At 36.0% G+C, this 20,670-nt stretch carries 22 protein-coding genes; 6 read left to right on the top strand and 16 right to left on the bottom strand.

Features of this window, described 5'->3' with window-relative positions; genetic code table 11:
- Positions 1-105: 105 nt before the first annotated feature.
- Together PFY10_04230 and PFY10_04225 are read right to left on the bottom strand one after the other, a co-directional pair.
- Entirely contained in the window at positions 106-972 is an 867-nt protein-coding gene (locus PFY10_04230) for an RNA polymerase sigma factor RpoD/SigA (protein WBV57654.1), read from the bottom strand.
- A 237-nt stretch (positions 973-1,209) separates the two neighbouring features.
- A complete protein-coding gene (locus PFY10_04225; protein ID WBV57653.1) occupies positions 1,210-2,001 on the bottom strand; it encodes a S1/P1 nuclease in 792 nt (263 codons plus the stop codon).
- 341 nt (positions 2,002-2,342) lie between these two features.
- Here PFY10_04225 and PFY10_04220 point away from each other — a divergent pair, with 341 nt between their 5' ends.
- The 3 genes from PFY10_04220 to PFY10_04210 are packed head-to-tail and all read left to right on the top strand — an operon-like array spanning position 2,343 to position 5,384.
- Positions 2,343-3,260 (top strand): type VI secretion system baseplate subunit TssG, encoded by a 918-nt coding sequence (locus PFY10_04220; GenBank protein WBV57652.1) that lies wholly within the window; start codon positions 2,343-2,345, stop codon positions 3,258-3,260.
- 55 nt (positions 3,261-3,315) lie between these two features.
- On the top strand, positions 3,316-4,218 hold the full coding sequence (locus PFY10_04215; protein ID WBV57651.1) for a TssN family type VI secretion system protein: 903 nt from the start codon (positions 3,316-3,318) through the stop codon (positions 4,216-4,218).
- A 26-nt stretch (positions 4,219-4,244) separates the two neighbouring features.
- Entirely contained in the window at positions 4,245-5,384 is a 1,140-nt protein-coding gene (locus tag PFY10_04210) for a hypothetical protein (protein ID WBV57650.1), read from the top strand.
- Positions 5,385-5,474: 90 nt separating this feature from the next.
- Here the strand turns inward: PFY10_04210 and blaIND are convergent, their stop codons facing one another.
- Entirely contained in the window at positions 5,475-6,197 is a 723-nt protein-coding gene (gene blaIND, locus PFY10_04205; protein ID WBV57649.1) for an IND family subclass B1 metallo-beta-lactamase, read from the bottom strand.
- 417 nt (positions 6,198-6,614) lie between these two features.
- On the opposite strand from blaIND, the gene PFY10_04200 reads away from it, so the two are divergent.
- Complete coding sequence (locus PFY10_04200; protein ID WBV57648.1) at positions 6,615-9,044, top strand: TonB-dependent receptor; 2,430 nt, start codon at positions 6,615-6,617, stop codon at positions 9,042-9,044.
- A gap of 58 nt (positions 9,045-9,102) precedes the next feature.
- On the opposite strand, the gene PFY10_04195 is transcribed toward PFY10_04200, so the two are convergent.
- Positions 9,103-9,756, bottom strand: coding sequence for a metal-dependent transcriptional regulator (locus tag PFY10_04195; GenBank protein ID WBV57647.1), 654 nt, complete (start codon positions 9,754-9,756; stop codon positions 9,103-9,105).
- A gap of 85 nt (positions 9,757-9,841) precedes the next feature.
- On the opposite strand from PFY10_04195, the gene PFY10_04190 reads away from it, so the two are divergent.
- Positions 9,842-10,873, top strand: a complete 1,032-nt coding sequence (locus PFY10_04190; protein WBV57646.1) for an aminotransferase class V-fold PLP-dependent enzyme — start codon at positions 9,842-9,844, stop codon at positions 10,871-10,873.
- A 48-nt stretch (positions 10,874-10,921) separates the two neighbouring features.
- On the opposite strand, the gene PFY10_04185 is transcribed toward PFY10_04190, so the two are convergent.
- Both PFY10_04185 and PFY10_04180 read right to left on the bottom strand, forming a co-directional pair.
- Positions 10,922-11,251: a hypothetical protein gene (locus PFY10_04185; protein ID WBV57645.1), complete on the bottom strand. Its 330-nt coding sequence runs from the start codon at positions 11,249-11,251 to the stop codon at positions 10,922-10,924.
- A 60-nt stretch (positions 11,252-11,311) separates the two neighbouring features.
- Complete coding sequence (locus tag PFY10_04180) at positions 11,312-11,812, bottom strand: hypothetical protein (GenBank protein ID WBV57644.1); 501 nt, start codon at positions 11,810-11,812, stop codon at positions 11,312-11,314.
- A 239-nt stretch (positions 11,813-12,051) separates the two neighbouring features.
- Here PFY10_04180 and PFY10_04175 point away from each other — a divergent pair, with 239 nt between their 5' ends.
- Complete coding sequence (locus PFY10_04175) at positions 12,052-13,023, top strand: hypothetical protein (GenBank protein ID WBV57643.1); 972 nt, start codon at positions 12,052-12,054, stop codon at positions 13,021-13,023.
- 256 nt (positions 13,024-13,279) lie between these two features.
- On the opposite strand, the gene PFY10_04170 is transcribed toward PFY10_04175, so the two are convergent.
- From PFY10_04170 to PFY10_04125, 10 genes are all read right to left on the bottom strand, one after another.
- The gene (locus PFY10_04170; protein WBV57642.1) at positions 13,280-13,837 is read right to left on the bottom strand and encodes a DUF4256 domain-containing protein; all 558 of its coding nucleotides are present in this window, start codon (positions 13,835-13,837) and stop codon (positions 13,280-13,282) included.
- A 150-nt stretch (positions 13,838-13,987) separates the two neighbouring features.
- Positions 13,988-14,401: a DoxX family protein gene (locus PFY10_04165; GenBank protein ID WBV57641.1), complete on the bottom strand. Its 414-nt coding sequence runs from the start codon at positions 14,399-14,401 to the stop codon at positions 13,988-13,990.
- A gap of 18 nt (positions 14,402-14,419) precedes the next feature.
- A complete protein-coding gene (locus PFY10_04160) occupies positions 14,420-14,998 on the bottom strand; it encodes a YdeI/OmpD-associated family protein (GenBank protein WBV57640.1) in 579 nt (192 codons plus the stop codon).
- A 158-nt stretch (positions 14,999-15,156) separates the two neighbouring features.
- Positions 15,157-15,642: an SRPBCC domain-containing protein gene (locus tag PFY10_04155; protein ID WBV57639.1), complete on the bottom strand. Its 486-nt coding sequence runs from the start codon at positions 15,640-15,642 to the stop codon at positions 15,157-15,159.
- Positions 15,643-15,714: 72 nt separating this feature from the next.
- The gene (locus tag PFY10_04150) at positions 15,715-16,044 is read right to left on the bottom strand and encodes a metalloregulator ArsR/SmtB family transcription factor (GenBank protein WBV57638.1); all 330 of its coding nucleotides are present in this window, start codon (positions 16,042-16,044) and stop codon (positions 15,715-15,717) included.
- Positions 16,045-17,085: 1,041 nt separating this feature from the next.
- Positions 17,086-17,754, bottom strand: a complete 669-nt coding sequence (locus tag PFY10_04145; protein ID WBV57637.1) for a DMT family transporter — start codon at positions 17,752-17,754, stop codon at positions 17,086-17,088.
- Positions 17,755-17,958: 204 nt separating this feature from the next.
- Positions 17,959-18,354 carry a VOC family protein gene (locus tag PFY10_04140; protein ID WBV57636.1) on the bottom strand — a complete coding sequence of 132 codons (396 nt, stop codon included), beginning with the start codon at positions 18,352-18,354 and terminating at the stop codon, positions 17,959-17,961.
- 233 nt (positions 18,355-18,587) lie between these two features.
- Positions 18,588-18,995 (bottom strand): GNAT family N-acetyltransferase, encoded by a 408-nt coding sequence (locus PFY10_04135; protein ID WBV57635.1) that lies wholly within the window; start codon positions 18,993-18,995, stop codon positions 18,588-18,590.
- A gap of 151 nt (positions 18,996-19,146) precedes the next feature.
- The gene (locus PFY10_04130) at positions 19,147-20,007 is read right to left on the bottom strand and encodes a PhzF family phenazine biosynthesis protein (GenBank protein ID WBV57634.1); all 861 of its coding nucleotides are present in this window, start codon (positions 20,005-20,007) and stop codon (positions 19,147-19,149) included.
- Between the two features lie 45 nt (positions 20,008-20,052).
- Positions 20,053-20,661: a dual specificity protein phosphatase family protein gene (locus PFY10_04125; protein ID WBV57633.1), complete on the bottom strand. Its 609-nt coding sequence runs from the start codon at positions 20,659-20,661 to the stop codon at positions 20,053-20,055.
- Positions 20,662-20,670: the final 9 nt, after the last annotated feature.

Raw genomic sequence — 20,670 nt, 5'->3', positions numbered from 1 at the left:
TTCGCCGGCTTTTGATTGAGAGTAAAAAAAATCTCGATCATAAATACAAAGATAAAAAAAGCGGAGTCTGAAAATCAAACTCCGCTGCTAATTGTTTAGGCTAAATTATTTACCCAGGTAAGATTTTAAAATCTTACTTCTTGTATTATGTTTTAGTCTCTTGATCGCCTTTTCTTTGATCTGACGAACTCTTTCTCTCGTCAGGTCAAAAGTCTCACCAATTTCTTCTAAAGTCATTGGATGTTTTCCGTTTAATCCGAAGTATAATCTTACAAGATCCGCTTCTCTTGGAGTTAAAGTGTTCAATGCTCTTTCAATTTCAATTTGAAGAGATTCAAGCATTAAATCTTTATCCGGGCTTGGAGATTCTCCGGAACGCAATACATCGTAAAGATTAGAATCTTCACCTTCTACTAAAGGTGCATCCATAGACAGGTGTCTACCGGAGTTTTTCATAGATTCTTTAATATCCTCTTCGCTCATATCAAGAACTTCAGCCAATTCTTCCGGAGAAGGTGGTCTTTCATTTTCCTGTTCAAGGTGAGCGTATGCTTTATTGATTTTGTTAATTGAGCCAATCTTGTTTAGTGGCAATCTTACAATCCTTGACTGTTCTGCCAAAGCCTGTAAAATTGATTGACGAATCCACCAAACTGCGTAAGAGATAAATTTGAAACCTCTGGTCTCATCATATCTTTTTGCAGCTTTCATTAATCCTAAATTACCTTCATTGATCAAATCGGGTAAAGAAAGTCCCTGGTTTTGGTATTGTTTAGATACAGAAACTACGAAACGAAGGTTGGCTTTGATTAATTTCTCCAGTGCGGCTCTGTCACCTGCACGTATTTTTTGTGCCAAATCTACTTCTTCGTCTGCAGTAATCAATTCTACCTTACCAATTTCCTGCAAATACTTGTCTAATGAAGCAGTTTCCCTGTTGGTTACCTGCTTAGTAATTTTTAACTGTCTCATTTATTTTATCCTCAAACTAGAGTTACTATATATTATACGCTTGAAGAGGTCAAAAGGTTACACCAGTTTTAATTTTTTTTAAACGTAAACTGAATTTTGCGCAAACAAAAAGGCGAAACCGAAGTTTCGCCCTATCTTTTTAATCGTTGAAATTTTTAGAATCACACTTTAGGGGTTAGATGTTGAACAAAAATATAACTCAACATACCACCCTGAGTTCCATCACGATCAATCCTATTAAAACAGGTCGTTCAACAATTTGGCCAGTCTTAAACCTCCGTAAAGAAGTTGTCTTTCCAGAGTATCGTTAAACTTATACTGGTAGTCAAATGATAATTTGGATCCATCCGGTGTTTGCGCATATATTTTATTGGCAATTTTATGCGAATCGTACAACCAGTCTTCTAATGTCCCGTACTGAATTTGCTTCACTTCATCTTTTGATTTGATATCCAGTAATCTTGAATATTCCGTGTAGCTGTATTTTTGGGAATCAACCAATTTTCCGTCCCAGACAGAGTGCAGGTTGGTTTTTTCTCCGAAATAAGTAACATTAATCTTGTTGCCTCCCAGATCTTCCGCTCTTCCTACGTGTAAAGGCTGTGCTAAATCTCCCATAATATGGATCAGGAAAATCAATGCAATTTTTCTGTCTTTCTCAGGGGTTTTTTCATCTTTTACCTGTGCAGATAACGTATTTACCTGAGAATAAAGGCTTGGTCCCGCCTGTGCTTTTAAATTTTGCTCAAAGGTTTTAAAATCAGTCTGCGGATCAATATTTACATAATGCCATGCTGAAGCCTGCTTCCATACCCCTGTTGTATCCGATTTAATAAAGTCCGGCCAGTTAGCCCAATAGGCCAGGCGTTCCTTGCCCATAATTTTTCTGATTTCTCTTCTTGCCTTTCCGGAAAGATGATTCTCTGCGATTTCTGCAATAATTCTGTGTCCCGTTAATCCCCACGCAAATGAATAAAGAGAAGAGGAAATGAATGCTAAAATTAAAATTTTAGAATAAATACTTTTCATTGTAAATAACATTTTCAATCTGCAAAGATAACTTAGCTTTTGGTAATAAGGCGTAAAAAAGTGAATTTCTTATTATTATAATAAGGTTAATAAAATTTAATCATATTCATGGATTAAACCATGTTCCAATTAACAGGTAGCTACGTATTCTTTTATTTTATATTTTTTATCCGGAACCCGCTTTGATTATACAAAATTTTTATATTTTTACTGCTGTTATCGATAGTATTGTCGTAGAAATATAAAAATTGAATAATATTTTTTTTTCATTGCGATGAGATATATTATCTTTACAGGCCATAATCACAGGAAACACTATGTATGAGAATAATATTGTAGATATGCATTACAATAAGCTGCAGACAGATTTTAAAGCAGAGTCTGTAGCCGTCAATCTTTTGAAATATCACAGGAGTGTAAGCAATATTTTCATTGACCGTATCGGCATCAATGACAGGGCTTATCTTAAAGATATCAAAAGTATTTCAAGTAATTATCTGGGATTTGATGAAGAAGTATTTACGATAGAAACTTACAGGGAAGGGATATACGACTATCTTCCGGAAGGTTTGTTTCATCCTCCTTCATTAAGCACCTCAAGAAAGAATGTAGAAAGCGTTGTTAAGGAGATCCGCAAACAAAAAAGGATTGAGGAAGACGCGCGCAAATTTTTTCGTCCATTTGAATTAGAAATCTTTTTTACCGAAATCAGTGCTCTGTCTAAGGAGTTTGACTTTGATGTATCAAGCGATACCGATACACTGCTTGAAACGATCAGTGAGCTGTGGCCTATTGTAAGACATCTGGATACAAAGAATGCCTATATCTTTATGCATATTTTACCTTTTTTCCATAACATCCGTGGAGATAAAAGGTGGTTTGAAAGATGCCTGACCGCCTTCCTTCAGGTGCCGGTAGAAGTTACCTTCACTCCTAATGTTATCGAGGATATAGAGGAAAATGACGACTCTATGCTTTTAGGGAATTCCCGACTGGGAGTTACTTATATTCCCAGTGGCAGGCATATGGACGGACAACGTAACTGGGTTGTAAATATAGGACCCATTCCGTATGAAAAAATGAAAATGTATATTCCCGGAAATCCATTCAGAAAAGTTCTCCAGGCGTTATACGATTATTTTCTCCCTGTAACGGTAGATGTAGTGGAAAATTTTATCACCGAAAAACAGGAATATTCATTTAAGCTGGAAGATGATGAAAGAAATGCAAACCGCCTTGGATACTCTACATTTCTGTAAAATAATTTAGCTATATTTACAAGCACCAATACATTATAAATTTGAAAAACAACCAATGGAAATTTCTTCAGTAAAGGGAATCTTTTTAAGATATATTTTAATGCCTTTAATAGCAGTAATCATGATGGTTATACTCGGTGTAATCAGAAGAAATAAACCTGCAATTAAAATTAAGGTCATTATTATTTATGTACTGCTATGCAGTTTATGTTTGGCTTTGCCTGGCTTTTTTGGGTTTGCCGGAAATCTATTTAACCCGTATTGGTATCTTATAGCACAAATCATTTACCTAATTTTTGGAATTATCCATGTCAATCTATTGGATAAATATTTCAAAAAACACATTGACTCATTGCCGATGAGCATTTTATTTGAGTCTATACTTTCATTAACGTGTATTGCTTTCGGAGGATATCTTTTTGTATTGCTGTTCAAATGGATGAGTGTGGGAACCGGTAATGCGGTCATGTCTGCAACGAGTGTTATCATATTTCTTGTTCCGATGGTGTTTCATTATTGCTATGTTCAGTTTATCAGTATTCCGGTGGATATTTATAAAACATGGCGTTATTCTCCAGAGCAGAGGCTTCCGGATTTTGAAGGCGCGGATTTTGATAGACTTATGGTATTGAATGTGGAATTGAGTAAAAACTTAGAAGATTCCAACAGGTTCAGAATTAAGGCTAAGACTTTGCCAACCGGAGTAACATTTGGAGACTGGTTTTATAGGGTAGTGGATGACTACAATCACAAAAATCCTAAATCGATCATTCACCTTACGGATGCAGACAGAGAATCTTATTACTGGATCTTTTATACTAAAAAATCATTTTTCAGCTTTAGAAAATATATTGATTTTAACCAGGATATTAATACAAACGGGATTTCTGAAAATGAGGTCGTAATTTGTAAGAGGGTTATTCAGCATGAAGAAGAAGGAATAACAAGAAAATCATAACCACACAAAATTTAAAAGTATTTAATATGATACAGCCTATTAAACATTTTGCAATCAATTGGGTTGACGGGATGAAAGTTTCCCAGAGACACCTGAATGATCAGGATAATTTTTTAATTGATACCATCAGGGATTCCAATTCATTGGGAATCACTCCTTATAATTACGGGCTTCTTCCTATCTCAAATGAATTTACAGATAAAACCATTTTTGATGTTCACAATACCGCGACGAATGATGTACAGCTGGTTATCAAACGTTGCAGTGCTGTAACACTGGCCGGATACAGAATGGAGCTGTCGGACAGAAGGGTAAGCGTAAAATCATTGGCGAAGTCCATGAATGAAGAACAGGCTGATGGAGAATATTACATTCTGATTTCAGTAAATCCGTTTGATAAAGTACCTTTTGGAGATATCGATCCTGAAGAGATCCCTCCAAGACACCCAAATGCCCAGCCGAATTACCATATTGAACTTCTTCCTGTAACGTCGCTCAACAGCAGCTATTCAGGAGGAAATTATCTGATCGTGGGAAAGGTTGATCTTAAAGGTAATATTGCCCAGGTTAATTCTAATTTTATTCCGCCATGTACTTCTATTCAGAGCCATCCTGTTCTTATTGATTACTATGGCAGTTTTGCTAAATCTATTGGAAATCTACAGCAGTATGCGTTCAAGATCATTCAGAAAGCTTCTCATAAAAATCAGAATACGGCACTGGCACAAAACGTTAAGTTTTTGTGTAATGCCATGATCAATACGTTCGGGGATATGTATTTTCAGTTCAGAAATGTGATTCCCTGGCAACCACCGGTGTTTTTAATTGATTCTTTCGCAAAGCTGGCGCTTCGTCTTTATAATTCTACCCAGGTTCTGGTTCCTGCCGAGCTGGAAGAAATGCTGAATTACAGTTTGGAATGGAGTGAAATTGCCCCTCATACGTTATTGAATCAGCTTTCTATTGTTGCTGAAACCAATTATGATCATCACAATTGTGGTGAGCCTTTGCTTTATATCCAGCAGATGCTTAGAAGTCTTGAAATTATTTTCTCTAAATTAAGTGAACTTGATTATATCGGTCAGAGAAAAGAAAATATCATCGTTAATGAACAGGAAGTTTCTAATAACGCTAATCCGAAAAGAGGTTGGAGCGTATTGGATTAATTGATCCATATTAAAATGTTAAAATATTTAAATCCCGTTTTACGGGATTTTTTTGATGAAACAAGCCCAGGCAAGTTGCCTGGGCTTTTGCTATTTTTTATTCAGGAGATCTATTGTATGTTCTACATGACCTCCACCTTTCCATTCATCATGTCCTGGAATAACCATCGTTGCTCCGGCATACCTGGATTTTAATTTTGCCATTGTCTGAGGCCACGCCTTTACATTAGCTTCTCCGGTATATCCTAAATCTGCTGCCATTCTGCTTTTTACCAGACATCCTCCATCTAATATATGGTATTTGGGGAACCATACCACTACATTATCTGCGGTGTGTCCCTCTCCAAGAAAATCAACGATAAACTCTTCTCCTCCAATGCGATAGGGTTTTCCTGTTTTTATAATTTCAGTAGAGGTTGCTTTTCCGTTCTTCTTTAAGATTTCGTTGGTTTTTTCCGTTGCATAGGTCTTGATGCCCTTGTTATTATAAAAACTGAGATCTCCTGCTCTGTCCTCATGGGAATGGGTGGCAAATACAGCAATAACAGGAAGATTATGGCGCTTTTGTATTGTATCTATCAGGCTTTGGTACTGTGTTTTCTGCCATGGAACATCAAATAAAACGACTCCTTTTTTAGTAATAAGATATACTGCGTTGGTAGAATATTCCTTGCCCCCAAATACTCCAAAAGTTTTGTAGATATACAAATTAGGCTTAATAGGTGGTTCTATTACAAAATCTCTTACCTGGGCATGGATGAACTGGCTTAGAAACACAATGGAAATAATCAGAAACTGACTTCTTTTTTTCATAATTTTTAGAATAATAATTTAATGATACTGCTTTTAAGAAGAATAAAAGTTGAAGCAGAAAGATTTGCAAACCTAATTAAAATAAAAATATTGACCATTTGATGAAGAAGGTTTAACCCTTTTTTAACGATTATCAGTCACCATCATTCTGTATGAGGTAAATACTTGCTCGCAAATTTATCTGCATGATAATGTTGTGAAATCTCCATAGTGGTTTTGAACAACCATTTTCATTTCGTCTGTGAAATTAACTTTATTACTTTAAGGTAGGATTCCAGAGTAATGAAAAGAATATGACAAATAATTAAAGCAACATTGTTGCGTTAATTAAAATTTTTATACTTTTGCCTTTGTTCACGAAGAGGCTTTTTAATGTTTAGCCATAGCCTTTGATGATCATAGTTTAATAAAATGTATATGAATTTCAGATTTATGCTGTCAGCATCCGGTATTTTTACTATTTCTATAGTAGGTGCCCAAAATGCACAATTAAAAGGAAGGGTACTTTATGAAAACGGAGACTTTCCGAATACCGAAGTAATACTCAAAGGAACAAAAGAAAAGACGGTAGCCGACAAAACCGGTAACTACATTATGGAAAATCTGGTTCCGGGTAGTTATCAGCTTGTTATCAAGGCGAAAGGGTATGAGGAAGTGCAGCAGGACATTTTTGTAGAGAAAGCTTCTACGGCTATTCCGGATATTTTATTGTTACGTAATAGCAATACAATTGATGAAGTGGTTATTACAGGGGTTTCAAAAGAAACTTTAATCAAGGAAAATCCTGTTGCAGTGATCAGTATTTCTTCTAAACAGATTGAAAAATCGGTAGCTACCAATATCATAAGTGCCCTTGTGAAATCTGCACCGGGAATGAGTGTGGTGGAAACGGGACCGAATGTTTCCAAACCTTTTATCAGAGGATTGGGATATAACCGGGTTTTGACTTTGTATGACGGGGTACGTCAGGAAGGTCAGCAATGGGGAGATGAGCATGGTATAGAGATCGGTCCCTATATGATTGAAAGGGCTGAAATTATAAAAGGCCCTGCAAGCCTGATGTTTGGTTCTGATGCATTGGCCGGCGTTGTAAGTCTTTTTCCCTATATTCCGAATCTGGATGATGGAGTAGTACATGGTAAAATAACAAGTGAATACCAGGGAAATAATAATCTTATCGGGAACGGAATGCAGGTGGGATACAAAAAGAACTCTTTTATAGCAGCCTTAACCGGCTCTTACCGAATGGCTAAAAACTTTAGAAATTCTATTGATGGAAGGGTCTACAATACCAATTTTGAAGAAAAGAACTTGTCTTTTTTATTAGGATATAAAACAGACACCCGTTTTTCTAAGATCAATTTTACATTATATGATAATCTCCAGGGAATACCGGATGGTAGTCGAGATCCAAAAACCGGAAAATTTACTTATCAGGTAGGAGAGGGAGATGATGATGATATGGAAAAAAGACCTATTGTGCCGGAAAAAGATCTTAACTCTTATGCTCTTTCCCCATTGCACCAGAGAATTCAGCATTACAGGCTATATGCTCAACATACCGAACAGTTGGGAAAAGGTGATCTGGATATCCAGCTGGCCTTACAACAAAATATCCGCCGTGAATACAATCATCCTACATTTCCCTTGCAGGCCGGGATGTATGTACGACTCAACACTTTAAATTATGGGGTACGCTATAATTTTCCAAAATTTTCGTCTTTTGAAATTTCTGCCGGAGTGAATGGTATGATGCAGAATAATACAAATAAATCAGCAACTGATTTTCCTATTCCGGACTATGATCTGCAGGAGGGAGGAGTTTATGCTTATGTAAAATGGAAATACAAAAGACTCAACATCAGTGGTGGTGCGCGGTATGATCTTCGGAATATTCGATGGAGTGACTTTTATATAAGAACAAATCCTATCACCCAATTTGAAGAACACGTCCCATCGTCATCTGCCAGTGCCGAACTTCGATTTCCTTTGTATCATAAAACATTCGGCGGACTATCTGCCAGCATAGGATCAGCGTTTCAGTTAACGAAGCACATCAGTCTTAAAGCAAATATCGGAAGAAGCTACAGAGCTCCTAATATCACAGAAATAGGTTCCAATGGATTGGATCCGGGAGCTCACATTATTTACAGAGGAAACAGGAATTTTGATCCGGAGTTTTCATTACAGGAAGACTTGGGAGTCAGTACACGCTTTAAAGATTTTTCTGCAGACGTGAGTTTGTTTAACAATAATATTCAGAATTATATATATCTTTCATTGCTTATAGACAGTCAGGGAAATCCTCTCATCGATTCCCAGGGAAACAAAACCTACCAATATCAGCAGGCTTCTGCTCAACTTTATGGTATGGAAGCATGGCTTTCTCTTCATCCAGAGAAGTGGAAGGGATTTAATTTTGAAACCAGTTTTTCGGTTATTTATGGATTCAACCGGGAAAAGATGTTTAAAAACCAGGGAATCAACGGCGAATATCTTCCATTGATCTCTCCGCTGAGATTATCAGGCAATATATCCCAGAAAATATCTACAGGTTCCACAATTATTTCTTCGATTACTCCAATGGCAGAAATAGAATATTCAGCTGCGCAGAACAGATACCTTAACCTCAATGGTACTGAAACTGCAACATCTGACTATACCTTATGTAATATAGGAACGTCCATGGCTATCAACTATTCGGAAAATCATTCCGCAGTCCTCCAGTTTCAGGTGAATAATGTTTTTGACCGTGCCTATCAGTCGCATCTTAGCCGTTTGAAGTATTTAGGCAATATTTATAATATGGGAAGGAATGTATCTTTAAAACTTATTATTCCTTTTTAAGGATATAAAAAAGGTGGCCGGATTTTCCAGGCCACCTTATTTGTGTTATACTTAGGATTTACTTTTTTACCAATATTTTCTCCGTCGCTTTTTTACTTAGAATTTCTTTTTTTCCTTCGATTTCAATTGTTACGGATTTATCGAAACTCTCAATTTTAATGATCTTTATCTTTGTATTCAGTAATAACTTTCTCTCCGTGAGATAGCTTAAGAAAGCATCATCCGAGAGTGTAACGGAAGCAAAAACTACGGTTTCACCGACTTCGCAATTGCTCAGCTTCTGCAGATCCTGAGCAATAATATTTCCATCTTTATCGGGAATAGGCTCTCCATGGGGATCGAATTTCGGATGATCCAGAATTTCATCCATTTTATCAAAAAAGATCTGGGAGTGTACATGTTCCAATTGTTCTGCAATTTCATGCACATTTTCCCAGCCAAAGTTCATTTTTTTCACCAGAAACATTTCCGTCAACCTATGTTTACGCACTACCAAAGCTGCTTCCCGTCTTCCTTTTTCGGTAACTCGGAGAGGTTTGTAGGTTTCATAAACAACCCAGCTTTTTTCTGCAAATTTTTTCATCATGTTATTAACGCTGGGCATTTTTACATTTAAAAATTTACTCAGTTCGTTAATCGTTACTTTCCCTTCATTATCAACCAAATGAAACAAAGCCTTCAGATAATTTTCTTCTGTTAATGTTGTTTTCAAAATGTTAGACGATTTTACCTACAAATCTAACAAAATATTGTGGAAATGTTGCGCTTGTTGTCTTCAATTTTTTTAATTTTGATCTATGAAATTTTCATTCAAAAACGATTATTCAGAGGGATGTCATCCCAATATTCTACAAGCACTTTTACGTTCTAATCTCGAGCAGGAAGCCGGTTATGGGGAAGACCGTTTTTCTTTAGAAGCTAAACAACTGATCAGAGAAAAAATAGGAAAAAAAGATTCAGAAATTTATTTCGTTTCAGGCGGAACACAAGCTAACCTGATCGTTATTTCATCTATTTTAAAACCCTATCAGGCTGTAATTTCTGCTTCTACAGGTCATGTTTTAAATAATGAGACCGGAGCTATTGAAGCTACAGGCCATAAGATTCTAGGCATTGAAAAAGCAGACGGGAAATTAACACCGGAAGATATCATAACGGTTTTGGAAAGCCATACCAATGTTCCGCATCAGGTGATGCCTAAATTGGTTTATATTTCCAACTCAACAGAATTAGGAACTATTTACACTACCCGAGAACTGGAGGATCTTTCCGCATTTTGCAAAGAAAGAAGCTTGTATCTTTTTATGGATGGAGCAAGGCTTGGACATGGTTTAACGGCAGAAGTAAGTGACCTGAGTCTTGAAAACGTAGCCCGGCTGACTGATGTTTTTTATTTGGGAGGAACTAAAAACGGAGCTCTGATAGGGGAGGCAATTGTGATCAATAATCCTGTTCTTCAGGAAGATTTTGGGTTCAATATCAAACAGAAAGGGGCTTTGCTGGCAAAAGGAAGGTTACTTGGAATCCAATTTCTGGAACTGATGAAAGATGATCTGTACTTTGATCTGGCCAGACATGCGAACCGGCAGGCGATGAAAATAAAAAATGCCCTACAGGAAAAAGGAACTGCCTTTTTATCCGTGACTTATACCAATCAGATATTTCCCATTTTGAGTAATGAGCTTATCGATATTTTATCCCAAAAATTTGAGTTTTACATCTGGAAAAAGATCGATGACCAGTATTCTGCAATCCGGTTGATTACTTCTTGGAATACTCCTGACGAAGGCATCAATGATTTTATTGAAATTATTAACAGAGAGTCATAACTAAAAAAACAGCCATATGGCTGTTTTTTTAGTTTGTATCACGGCTGATTAACCGTGGGGATCTTGCCTAAGTATTTGCTTTATACCCGCAACCACTTCATCTTCAAGATGTTTTATTTTATCTTTTTTCATTCTGATATAAATAGCGATCGGAAAAGAGAAGATAAAATAAAATAGAGGGATATCACTGTTGGTTTGTGTAGTAACGGTACCTATTCCCGGATTGGTCGTTATTTTTACATTTCCGGTAAGAGTAAAACCACTTGTACGAACCTGTAATGTTCCAAAACTTGTCTGAATTTTATATTGAGGAAATATTCTCCTTAAATCTTCAATAAATTCGGACTGTGAAAAAGGCCTGAATTGAAGTGTCTGCATAGAACATGATTTTGGTTTGTATTCGTGGAAAGTCGCTAATGTGATGCAAGAAGCTATGTCTTATTTTAATGCTTTGGATACAAGCGCACAATCAGCAACATTCATTTTCGGTCCATCTTTGTAAGCAACTTTCTTTTCGTCGGCATACTTACTTTGTCCGCCTTCTTCTTTATGGTCTCCAATTCCTTCAATTAATGTATTGTCTTTCTGAATAAAGAAAATATCGCGTTTACTTTTAGTACCTTCTGATTGGAATTCATAAGTGAGTTTTAATGTATCTCCTGATTTAAAGCCCGTTATATCTCCTTTAGAACTGTCCTTTTCGCTGTTTTTATAAGCTAATTTACCTGAGATGGTTCCCAGATTATCATCAATAGATGCAAAAACACTGTCTTTACCAATTACTCCTAAATAGCAAAATGACTTTGTTCCTAATGTATCAACCACCGGCTCTTCAACTGCAACAGAATCGGTTTCCACTTTTGGAGTTACAGGTTCCGGTTTTTTATTGCAATTCATTAAAAAGAATGATAATGAACCCAACATAATTAATTTTTTCATATCCTTAGAATTATATTAAATCAAATTTCGATTTTGCTAAATTAACCAAACTATTTAAATCAAAGATATATTTAATGGAAATAAAATTTATTTTAAAAAAAACCCCGAAATACTTGTGTATATCAAATTTTTCCTAATTGCCGAGAATCGCTTAAAAAAAACTTTCCCTGATATTTTCCCGTATATCAAAAACTCATTTAGGCATAAAAAGTGCTTATAAAGGATAATAAAAATCGGATATGATAAAAAGTTTTAAAATATTTTGTCTTGCTTTCATTTTCTTTGGAGCAAGTTCTTTCAAATCTCAAAAACCTCAAAATTATATTTATACTTCTTCAGGTGATCTTCATGATCTGGAAAAAAAGATAAGAAGCAAAGAGATCGGAGGAGTTCAAATTGTTTATAATTGGAAATCTTTGGAAAAAGAAAAAGATGTTTATGATTTTTCCCGGATTGAAAATGATCTCAATTTCCTAAGCCAACTGGATAGAAAGTTGTTTATCCAGCTTCAGGACCGCTTTTTTGAACCCGAAGCCCGATACGTTCCGGATTATATATTAAAAGATAAGGAATATAAAGGAGGATTGGTTCCGCAATATGATAACCCTGGTGAAAATAAGCCTGTTGGAAATGGTTGGGTCACCCAACAATGGAATCCCGAAGTTCAAAAAAGATTTCAAAAGCTCATGGGAGCTTTAGCTGAAAAATTTGACGGAAGAATTCAGGGCATTAATTTACCGGAAACATCTATAGACATTGAGATGAAAAAAGATAAAACCGGTTTCAGCTGTGACCGGTATTTTCAGGCAGAGATCGATAATCTAAAGTTTGCAAAAGAGGTATTCAAAAAGTCCAACGTTTTGCAGTATGTCAATTTCTTTCCTTGTGAATGGGAAAATGATCATCAATATATGTCCAGGCTATTTAAGTTTGCCAAAGAAAATAATGTGGGTTTAGGCGGTCCTGATATTGTTCCCAACAAAAATGCCCAGATGAAAAATTCCTATCCCTTCTTTAATCAGTATAAAGGACAACTTTCTTTAGTTGCAATGGCAGTCCAGGAGCCAACACTCACGTATAAAAATCCAAAAACAAAGAAACCTTTCACAAAAGAAGAGTTTGTAGAATATGCCGGGAACTATCTGGGTGTGGATATTATCTTTTGGAGCGTGGAAACACCGTGGATAAGGGAATTGAAAGTTGAAGACTGAGGGGGAGTTGTATTTGTGTTTGAGGGTTTGAGAGTCTGAGAGTTTGAGGGTATTAGGGTTGTAGAATAATGGGTTTGGTATCAGGTTGTTTGATTTGGTAGATAGTTCTAGATACCGTTAAGGTTGAGAGTATTTATTTTATAATAACTATCAACTCTCAACTTTCAACTCTTAACTTAACTTTACATCTTGAAGCTTATTGCAGCTCTCAGACTCTCACACCCTCTAACTCTCAAACTCTCAAACACAAGTACTCTCAAACTCTCAAACTCCCACGAAATCCTCTTGCAGCGTAGTATGAATCTGCACCGTTGTGATACATGAAAACCATATTGTACCGGCGGTCGCAGAAGATGGCACCTCCTAATTCACGAATTTCAGGGGGTGTCTTTACCCAGCTGGATGTTTTCAAATCAAACTTTCCTAATTCCTGAAGTTGGCGGTATTGTTCTTCAGTTAGTAATTCAATTCCCATTTCTGACGCTTTGTCGATGGCGTTACTTTCCGGCTTATTGGCTTTACGGGATTCCCAGGCCTGGTAGTCGTAACATAAGCTTCTTCGTTTTGGACTTTCCGGAGAGCAGTCGACAAAAATGTATTCATCGGATTTTTTATCGTAACCGATGACATCGGGCTCTCCTTCAGTATCTTCCATTTCAGAAAGTGACCATAATTTTTCAGGTTGTTCTTCAAGTCTGGTTTGGATCTTACTCCAGTCAAGGTCTTTGTGGCGGCCGGTATTTTTTTCAAAACGCGTCTTCAGAATTTTTAAAAGCTCCTGACTCTGTTGTGAAGTTAATTTTTTCTTATTCATATTAATTTGATGTTTTTTTGTTATTCTTTAATGGGATGTGATTTCGTATAACACGTATTTATGAAGTTCCTGATTATATGTGTTTTAGGTATATTTTTTAAAATTTTTGTCTAACTGATCATGCAGATATTTTCAATCAGATTAAAAAACTTACAATACATTATTATTACCAAATCCAACTTTTCGGTCAGCAGGTCTGAAGTAATATGAAATCAGAGTAAGTACCAAAAGCAATAGTGAAGCAAAAATTTTACTTGAATTGTGATCTGAAGCAAGATGGGAAATAATAGCTCCTGACATCACGAAGAAAAATCCTGCATAAGCCCATTCTTTTAATAAAGGATACTTAGGAATAAGTACGGCGATGACACCCAGGATTTTCCATACTCCGATAATGGTCATGAGGTAAGCCGGATATCCAAGGCTGGTAAAGTTTTCCACTTCATCTTTATTTTTTAAAAGCTGAACCGCGGCGGTTGATACCATTCCCAATGCCAGCCAAAGGGTAAATATCCAATAGATGATCTTATTTCTTTTTTCGGATTTGTTTGATTGTGTTTCCATAGTATAATTTTTTTGTGATTAGTCGTTAATTCCTTTACCGTCAAGAATTTGAGGAATGCATTTTTCAATTCTTGATTCACGGGTTTTACTTTGTTTAGCAGAGGAAAAATGGAGTAGGTAGGCCCTTTGTCTTCCCGGTGTTAAGGCTTCAAAGGCTTGTTTTAAAACAGGATCTTTATCCAGCTTCTGTTGAAATTCTTCCACCATTTCGAATTCTTTGGTCTTTTTCATTTCAACTTTAATTCCCGATTCTTCAATTTCAACGGCCTCAAACATGTATTCCCGGAGAGTTTTTTCAAGGTCATTAATCTGTTCCAGATCTGTAAAGCGGATTTGTCTTGCGGCCTGTACATTTTCTGTCTGTTGGATCAGGAGTTTATCAGGATCCTTCATTAAAGCACCTTTAAAAAAGAGTAGGGCGCAATAGTCTTTGAACCCGTGGATCAAAAAAATATTTTTCCCTTCATAGGTATAACAGGGACATCCCCATTTTAAATCTTCTACAAGTTCGGTACTTAAAGCAATGGTTCTTAATTTTTTAAATTCTTTTTGCCATTGGCCGGGTTCGTTAAAGAAAAAGTCTGCTTTTGGATTCATGGTGTTTTGTGTTATAGGGTTTGGAGTGGGAGAGTTTTAGGGTTTGAGAGTGGGAGGTTTTAGGGTGGGAGGGTTTGAGTGTGTGAGGGTGAGGTTTGCAGGATCCGAATTTCGGGGTTAAAAAATGAAATGATTATTATTGCTCTAACCTCTAACCTCTAACTTCTAATCTCTAATTTCTCAATTCCCTTAACCACTTCCTGAAGTCGATTATGGGCCATATTGATTCCCTGGGCAAATGGTAATTTCAGGTGCTGGTCCCTGAAGTCTACTGATTTATAGATGGTTTGGATGGTAATTTTGCTGGTGGTGTCAGTTAATTTTTCAAACTCTAAAAACTCGATCTGAGTGGGGAAGGGTGTATTTTCCATTTGAAAGGTCCGGATTATTTTCTGATCGGGAATGATCTCATGGATCGTTCCGTTGGCACTGAAGACTACGTCGCCCTGCGGGTTTGAGGTTTCGAAACGGTAGCCGCCATGTTGCTTATTTTCCATTTTTACCACTTTAGTCCCCATCCATTGTTCTACCAATTCGGGTTCTGTGTAAGCTTTAAAGAGAAGATGGACAGGAAGATCAAATTCCCTGGTGATGAAGATTTCCTGCTTGCCGTCTTCGGCGTGAATTTTTGTTTTTAGTTCCATGTTTTTGGTTTGAGGGTTTTGGTGTTGAGAGTGGGAGAGTAAGAGTTGTTAGGTGTAATTATTCATTGCCCATTACTTACTACTTATGTTTTGATATGCTTTCATCACACTTTCCAGCTTATTGAATTTCTCATCCCACATTTTGCGGAAGGGTTCTATAAAATCGGCTATTTCTTTCATTTTATTGGGATTGAGGTGGTATATCATTTCGCGGCCGCTTTGTTCCTGGGTTAAAAGTTCACATTCCGTAAGGATCTGTAAATGCTTCGAAACAGTAGGGCGGGCAGTATCAAAATTAGAAGCAATGGCTCCTGCGGTCATCGATTGGGCCGCCACCAACATCAAAATAGATCTTCGGGTAGGATCTGCTATTGCCTGGAATACATCTCTTCTTAAATTCATCGTGTAGTTATTTGACTACAAATATATATGAAGTTATTTAGCTACGCAAATATTTTACAAAAAAAATTGAAATTGTTTTATATAAATCTTTTGTAAAGCATTGGATTGCGGCTTTGAGCCCGGAGACAGGGTAGTTGTAAAGGTTAGGAAAAATCATATTATTCTCAAAAAGCAATTGTAACGAATAAAAAACGATCAAATAATCGCTGTTTACAAGAGATTGATTATATTTATATCACAAATCAACGATCATTGAGAACTATTCTTAAACTTATAGTAGCTTAAAATCGGCCTCACAAACCACAGGCTGATTATTTCTTTATTTGGGTAATTCTATACCCGAACAGGTTTTTCATTTAATCATATTATTTATTGGGTTGCTTACAAAGGCAATTGCATGAATTATTTCTACAGTGTCCTGATCATCTTATGGATCAAGACTATAATATTATTAAATGATATCCCAAAATTAATGAAGAATAATAAGCATACTTTAAATGATACAATATATTTGGGAGGTAAAAATAATGAATACTCCCTTTTTAAAAAGAAAATGCAGTCATTGCAGCAGCGATAGATTTTATTGCAGTGAGAAGTTCAGGATGAACGCTCAAAAAAAGAATATTGATATATGGTTAATTTACAACTGTTTAAAATGTGGGAGCTCTTATAATATGACGATTTTTTCCCGTATAAAACCAGAAAACATAGATAAAAATCTTTTTAATAAGTTTTCGGAGAATTGTACAAAGACAGCCTGGGATTACGCGTTTTCCAGGGAAACAGCACGGAAAAATAATGTTGAACTGGATTTTGAGAGTGTCCGGTATGAGCTGGAGTATGAAAAGGTTTCAGCAGAAGATATTCTGAATGGTGACCATGATATCATAGCCTTTGAAATTAAATATCCTTTTGATTTTAATCTTAAATTTTCATCTGTTATAAAAAAATGCTTACAGCTTTCGACAAATAAACTGAACAAATTGATAATGGAAGAAGCAATACATATCCCGCAAGGGCCACTGCAAAAGAAACATAAGATTAAGAGAGACCCACTGTACAAAAAAGAGCCAGGATCATCAGATTACCGATATCTTTCATTCCGGGAATCACACTTTCTACTGGGAAAAAATAAAGATAAACCGGTAGGACAGCTCCCAGGCAAACAGTTCCACTAAGCATCTGGTAGTAATTAATGACTTTGGTGTCATAATGTTGAACCAGGCGCTTGTTGAAAATGGTATACAAAGCGCCAATAGCGGATGAAATAACACCCAAACCAATTCCTAATTGATACGATGTATCAAAATGAAAAATCAGACTGATCCCAAAAACCGTTAATAAACTTAACAACAGCTCGGAAATCTTAAACCGTTCCTTATCGATAAGAGGTTTGAATACGGCAGTAAAAAAACTGGTCAGACAATAACACACTACACCTATGGAGATATTAGCGTATTTGATACTTGCGTAAAAAAATAACCAGTGCAAGGTAATCAGTATTCCAACTTTGGCTATATGGAATTTTCCCCGGGTTGAAATCGTATAAGGGATTCTCAGCGATTTGAGAATCACAAATAAAATGAGAGTGGAGAATAACAGCCGGTACCAGACCAGAAGACCTTCGTTAAGCGAGATGAGTTTTCCGAATATTCCTGTAAATCCAGCCAGTATAACGGCCAGATGTAATAATACATATGATTTTTTCATGAGACAATTTACCTGTCTGTAAAGACAAAGATTTTAATTAATAAGTAATTGAATCTGAAGCATTACAAAACGGCCAATAAAATTTTATCAGCGTTAATACTTCAGTTACACTTTAGAAATATTAAAATCTTGGAGGAGGCAAACAGCTTGAATGGTTCATATTGGATTGTATTGCAGCAAATATAAGAATTAAATCCAGGAATACTACATATGGAATACATTAAAGGTATGGCCGTCAGGATCCGAAAAAACAAATCCATAGTAATTATCTCCGAAACTTTGAGGCGCCGAAACAATGGTGCCACCGGCTTTTTCAACTTCTTTAGCCCAGTCATCTGCCTGATCTTTGCTTTCTGCAGATAGCGTAAAAACAATCTCATGGACTTTCTGGGTGTCGCAGAATTCTAACGGCTTAAGATTGGACTCCAGGATATTTTTCAGGAAAAAATGGATCACAAAATCATTGTCACCAAAGAAAAAGCTTACCAGCTGATCAGAGGTGTGCGGACCATTAGGTTTAAATCCTAAGTCTGTATAAAATTTGTGTGTACGTTCAAGATTGGCTACGGCCAGATTTGACCAGATCATTTTAGGTTTCATAATGATTTTATTTTTTGGTTAGGATAAAGGTATAGGGTTTATAAAGAATCTGCATTGCCATATGACAAGATTTGTAATGGCTGAGAATCGGATATTTGAAAAGGTGACAGAAAGATCAGCGTATGAAGGATAATTACCCCTATTCGGAATGAATTTAAAAAGTCCTATAATTTATATTATGTTAAATTGAATATGCTAGTATAATTTCATGTATCTCTTTATAATAAGCATACTTAATAATTTCTTTGAATTATAAATGCTTCAGAAATATTTTTCATTCCAATTTTTTCATAAAATTTAAATGCATTTGCATTTGAATGCAAAATTAGTTTGCATTCATTGCCTGCACTTTCTTTTGTGAGTTCAATTAATTTTTTTCCAATATTCAGATTTCGATATTGTAAGTCAACGCAAAGATCTGAAAGATAGCAACAATAACTAAAGTCGCACAAAGAACGAGCAATTCCAACAAGTTTTGTGTTATCCCAAGCAGAAACTATCAGATTTGCATTAGTGAACATTTTTTGTAAACGAATTTTATCATTCATATCTTCAAGTGGCAAATAATCAGAATCAAATAATAGGGCTATTATTTTTTCAATTTCTATTTCTTTGTTTAATTTATATATTATGTCTTTCATATAATTCCCTATAACGAAGTGTTGTCAAATGCCTTGTCAAATTTATCTGTAAGTTGGCAGAGCCGATTTGTTTTAATTCTTACTAAAGACTTTATGTAAGCCTGATTTTCAATTTTATTTAAATATATATCAGGAGCACATTTGCTCTTAGTTAGATGAATACTTCTCCTTGTGCTATTTTACAGACATCCCCTTCTACAAAAATATGATCCATTTGTTCATTTTCACCGGTGACTATAACTTTAATCTGGCTTGGTCTTCCCAAAAAATGCCCTTGCTCAATAATGATTTCGCTATTTATTTCTGCAATTTTATTCCCAACTAAGTAGGCACCTACAGGACCAGCTGAGCTTCCTGTGGCAACATCTTCTACCCAACCCTGATTATCCCAGGTTCTCCCCTGCTTCCCGATAACATCCAGAACAAATATGAATTTGGCACCAATTTCATTAAGCTTAACTTCTAAATCAGGAATTATAATTTTTGATTTGCCTAATGCACTGGCTTTTACAGGAACTATTAAGTAAGGTAAACCTGTAGAAACCACCTGAAATGGAAATTCTCCGAATTTGTCCTCCATGCTCAGATTTAAATAGCTTAAAAATTCATTTTCTTGTTCTTTTCTTAATACCGTTTTAAATTCCGGAATTCCCTGATTCATTCTTGCTGAATAATAGTTGGGTTTTTTTGTTGTTTCCACAACAACCGGCTTTTCATTAAGCTCAATAGTCCAGCTGTTTCTCTCCTTTTCCGGGGAATAAAGATCGTGAAGCATTGCAGACAAGCCGATTATGGGGTGTCCTGCAAAATCCAGCTCTTCTTCAACTGTAAATATGTATGCTCTGAAAGTGTTCGGATTGATTTTATAATAAAAGATACTTTCAAATTGCTTCATTTCCTGCGTTAGAATATGCATGCTCTTTTTATCAAATTCCTCATTAATCTCAAAAATGGTCAATCCGTTTCCAGAAAATTTCTTTTTTGAGAAAACATCTACATGGTAGTACTTCATTATATTTAATTTTTATTCAGTTTGTTGGATATATTATTTTATCTCTTATAAAGAATCCAGTTTTTTGCCTGATGTTCTTTTCTTGTAATTCAACAGATAAGTTCCTTTGTCCGAATTTTTAGAGAAATTACTACCGAACTCCCAAAGGAAACGGGCATTTGCTCTCGCCTCTTCGTTGGTGAAATTTTCATATTCAATTCTGTATAGTGAGCTGAATAAACGGGAACGCCCAACACCATGATGACAATGGATCAAAACAGGATAATTTTTAGGGTTATCCATAATAGATAAAAACTTTTTTACCGTGCTGTCCTGGGGAATCTGATCGGTGGGCAAATTGAAATAGTGAATACCTGAAAGCTTATCTACGGCATTTTCTTCCGCATTTACCTGTTTCTTTGTTTCCGGGTTGAGTTCCGTTTGCTGCAGGCCATCCCGTAGGTCAATAACCGTTTTTATATTGTGACTCTTTAATACCTCCGGTAATTTGTCAGGAGGAATAACTCCTGAATTGTACACCTTGTTTTCTGAAATGGTGACTAAATTATACCGCACCTTCTTTTGATAAAGGGCACCAACTAAAAATAAAAAAGCTATTATTAAAAGCGGAATTAGTATTTTTTTCAGCGTATTTTTTTTAAAATTCAGGCTCATGATTGAAGG

It is taken from the genome of Chryseobacterium daecheongense (assembly GCA_027920525.1).
Taxonomy (GTDB): domain Bacteria; phylum Bacteroidota; class Bacteroidia; order Flavobacteriales; family Weeksellaceae; genus Chryseobacterium; species Chryseobacterium proteolyticum.
This window is presented reverse-complemented; position numbering and strand designations above follow the sequence as displayed.

Bases quoted from the DNA above. Each gene is read 5' to 3' on its own strand.
- PFY10_04230 (WBV57654.1), bottom strand. From the start codon at position 972: ATGAGACAGTTAAAAATTACTAAGCAGGTAACCAACAGGGAAACTGCT.
- PFY10_04225 (WBV57653.1), bottom strand. From the start codon at position 2,001: ATGAAAAGTATTTATTCTAAAATTTTAATTTTAGCATTCATTTCCTCT.
- PFY10_04220 (WBV57652.1), top strand. From the start codon at position 2,343: ATGCATTACAATAAGCTGCAGACAGATTTTAAAGCAGAGTCTGTAGCC.
- PFY10_04215 (WBV57651.1), top strand. From the start codon at position 3,316: ATGGAAATTTCTTCAGTAAAGGGAATCTTTTTAAGATATATTTTAATG.
- PFY10_04210 (WBV57650.1), top strand. From the start codon at position 4,245: ATGATACAGCCTATTAAACATTTTGCAATCAATTGGGTTGACGGGATG.
- blaIND (WBV57649.1), bottom strand. From the start codon at position 6,197: ATGAAAAAAAGAAGTCAGTTTCTGATTATTTCCATTGTGTTTCTAAGC.
- PFY10_04200 (WBV57648.1), top strand. From the start codon at position 6,615: ATGAATTTCAGATTTATGCTGTCAGCATCCGGTATTTTTACTATTTCT.
- PFY10_04190 (WBV57646.1), top strand. From the start codon at position 9,842: ATGAAATTTTCATTCAAAAACGATTATTCAGAGGGATGTCATCCCAAT.
- PFY10_04185 (WBV57645.1), bottom strand. From the start codon at position 11,251: ATGCAGACACTTCAATTCAGGCCTTTTTCACAGTCCGAATTTATTGAA.
- PFY10_04180 (WBV57644.1), bottom strand. From the start codon at position 11,812: ATGAAAAAATTAATTATGTTGGGTTCATTATCATTCTTTTTAATGAAT.
- PFY10_04175 (WBV57643.1), top strand. From the start codon at position 12,052: ATGATAAAAAGTTTTAAAATATTTTGTCTTGCTTTCATTTTCTTTGGA.
- PFY10_04170 (WBV57642.1), bottom strand. From the start codon at position 13,837: ATGAATAAGAAAAAATTAACTTCACAACAGAGTCAGGAGCTTTTAAAA.
- PFY10_04165 (WBV57641.1), bottom strand. From the start codon at position 14,401: ATGGAAACACAATCAAACAAATCCGAAAAAAGAAATAAGATCATCTAT.
- PFY10_04160 (WBV57640.1), bottom strand. From the start codon at position 14,998: ATGAATCCAAAAGCAGACTTTTTCTTTAACGAACCCGGCCAATGGCAA.
- PFY10_04155 (WBV57639.1), bottom strand. From the start codon at position 15,642: ATGGAACTAAAAACAAAAATTCACGCCGAAGACGGCAAGCAGGAAATC.
- PFY10_04150 (WBV57638.1), bottom strand. From the start codon at position 16,044: ATGAATTTAAGAAGAGATGTATTCCAGGCAATAGCAGATCCTACCCGA.
- PFY10_04145 (WBV57637.1), bottom strand. From the start codon at position 17,754: ATGAAAAAATCATATGTATTATTACATCTGGCCGTTATACTGGCTGGA.
- PFY10_04140 (WBV57636.1), bottom strand. From the start codon at position 18,354: ATGAAACCTAAAATGATCTGGTCAAATCTGGCCGTAGCCAATCTTGAA.
- PFY10_04135 (WBV57635.1), bottom strand. From the start codon at position 18,995: ATGAAAGACATAATATATAAATTAAACAAAGAAATAGAAATTGAAAAA.
- PFY10_04130 (WBV57634.1), bottom strand. From the start codon at position 20,007: ATGAAGTACTACCATGTAGATGTTTTCTCAAAAAAGAAATTTTCTGGA.
- PFY10_04125 (WBV57633.1), bottom strand. From the start codon at position 20,661: ATGAGCCTGAATTTTAAAAAAAATACGCTGAAAAAAATACTAATTCCG.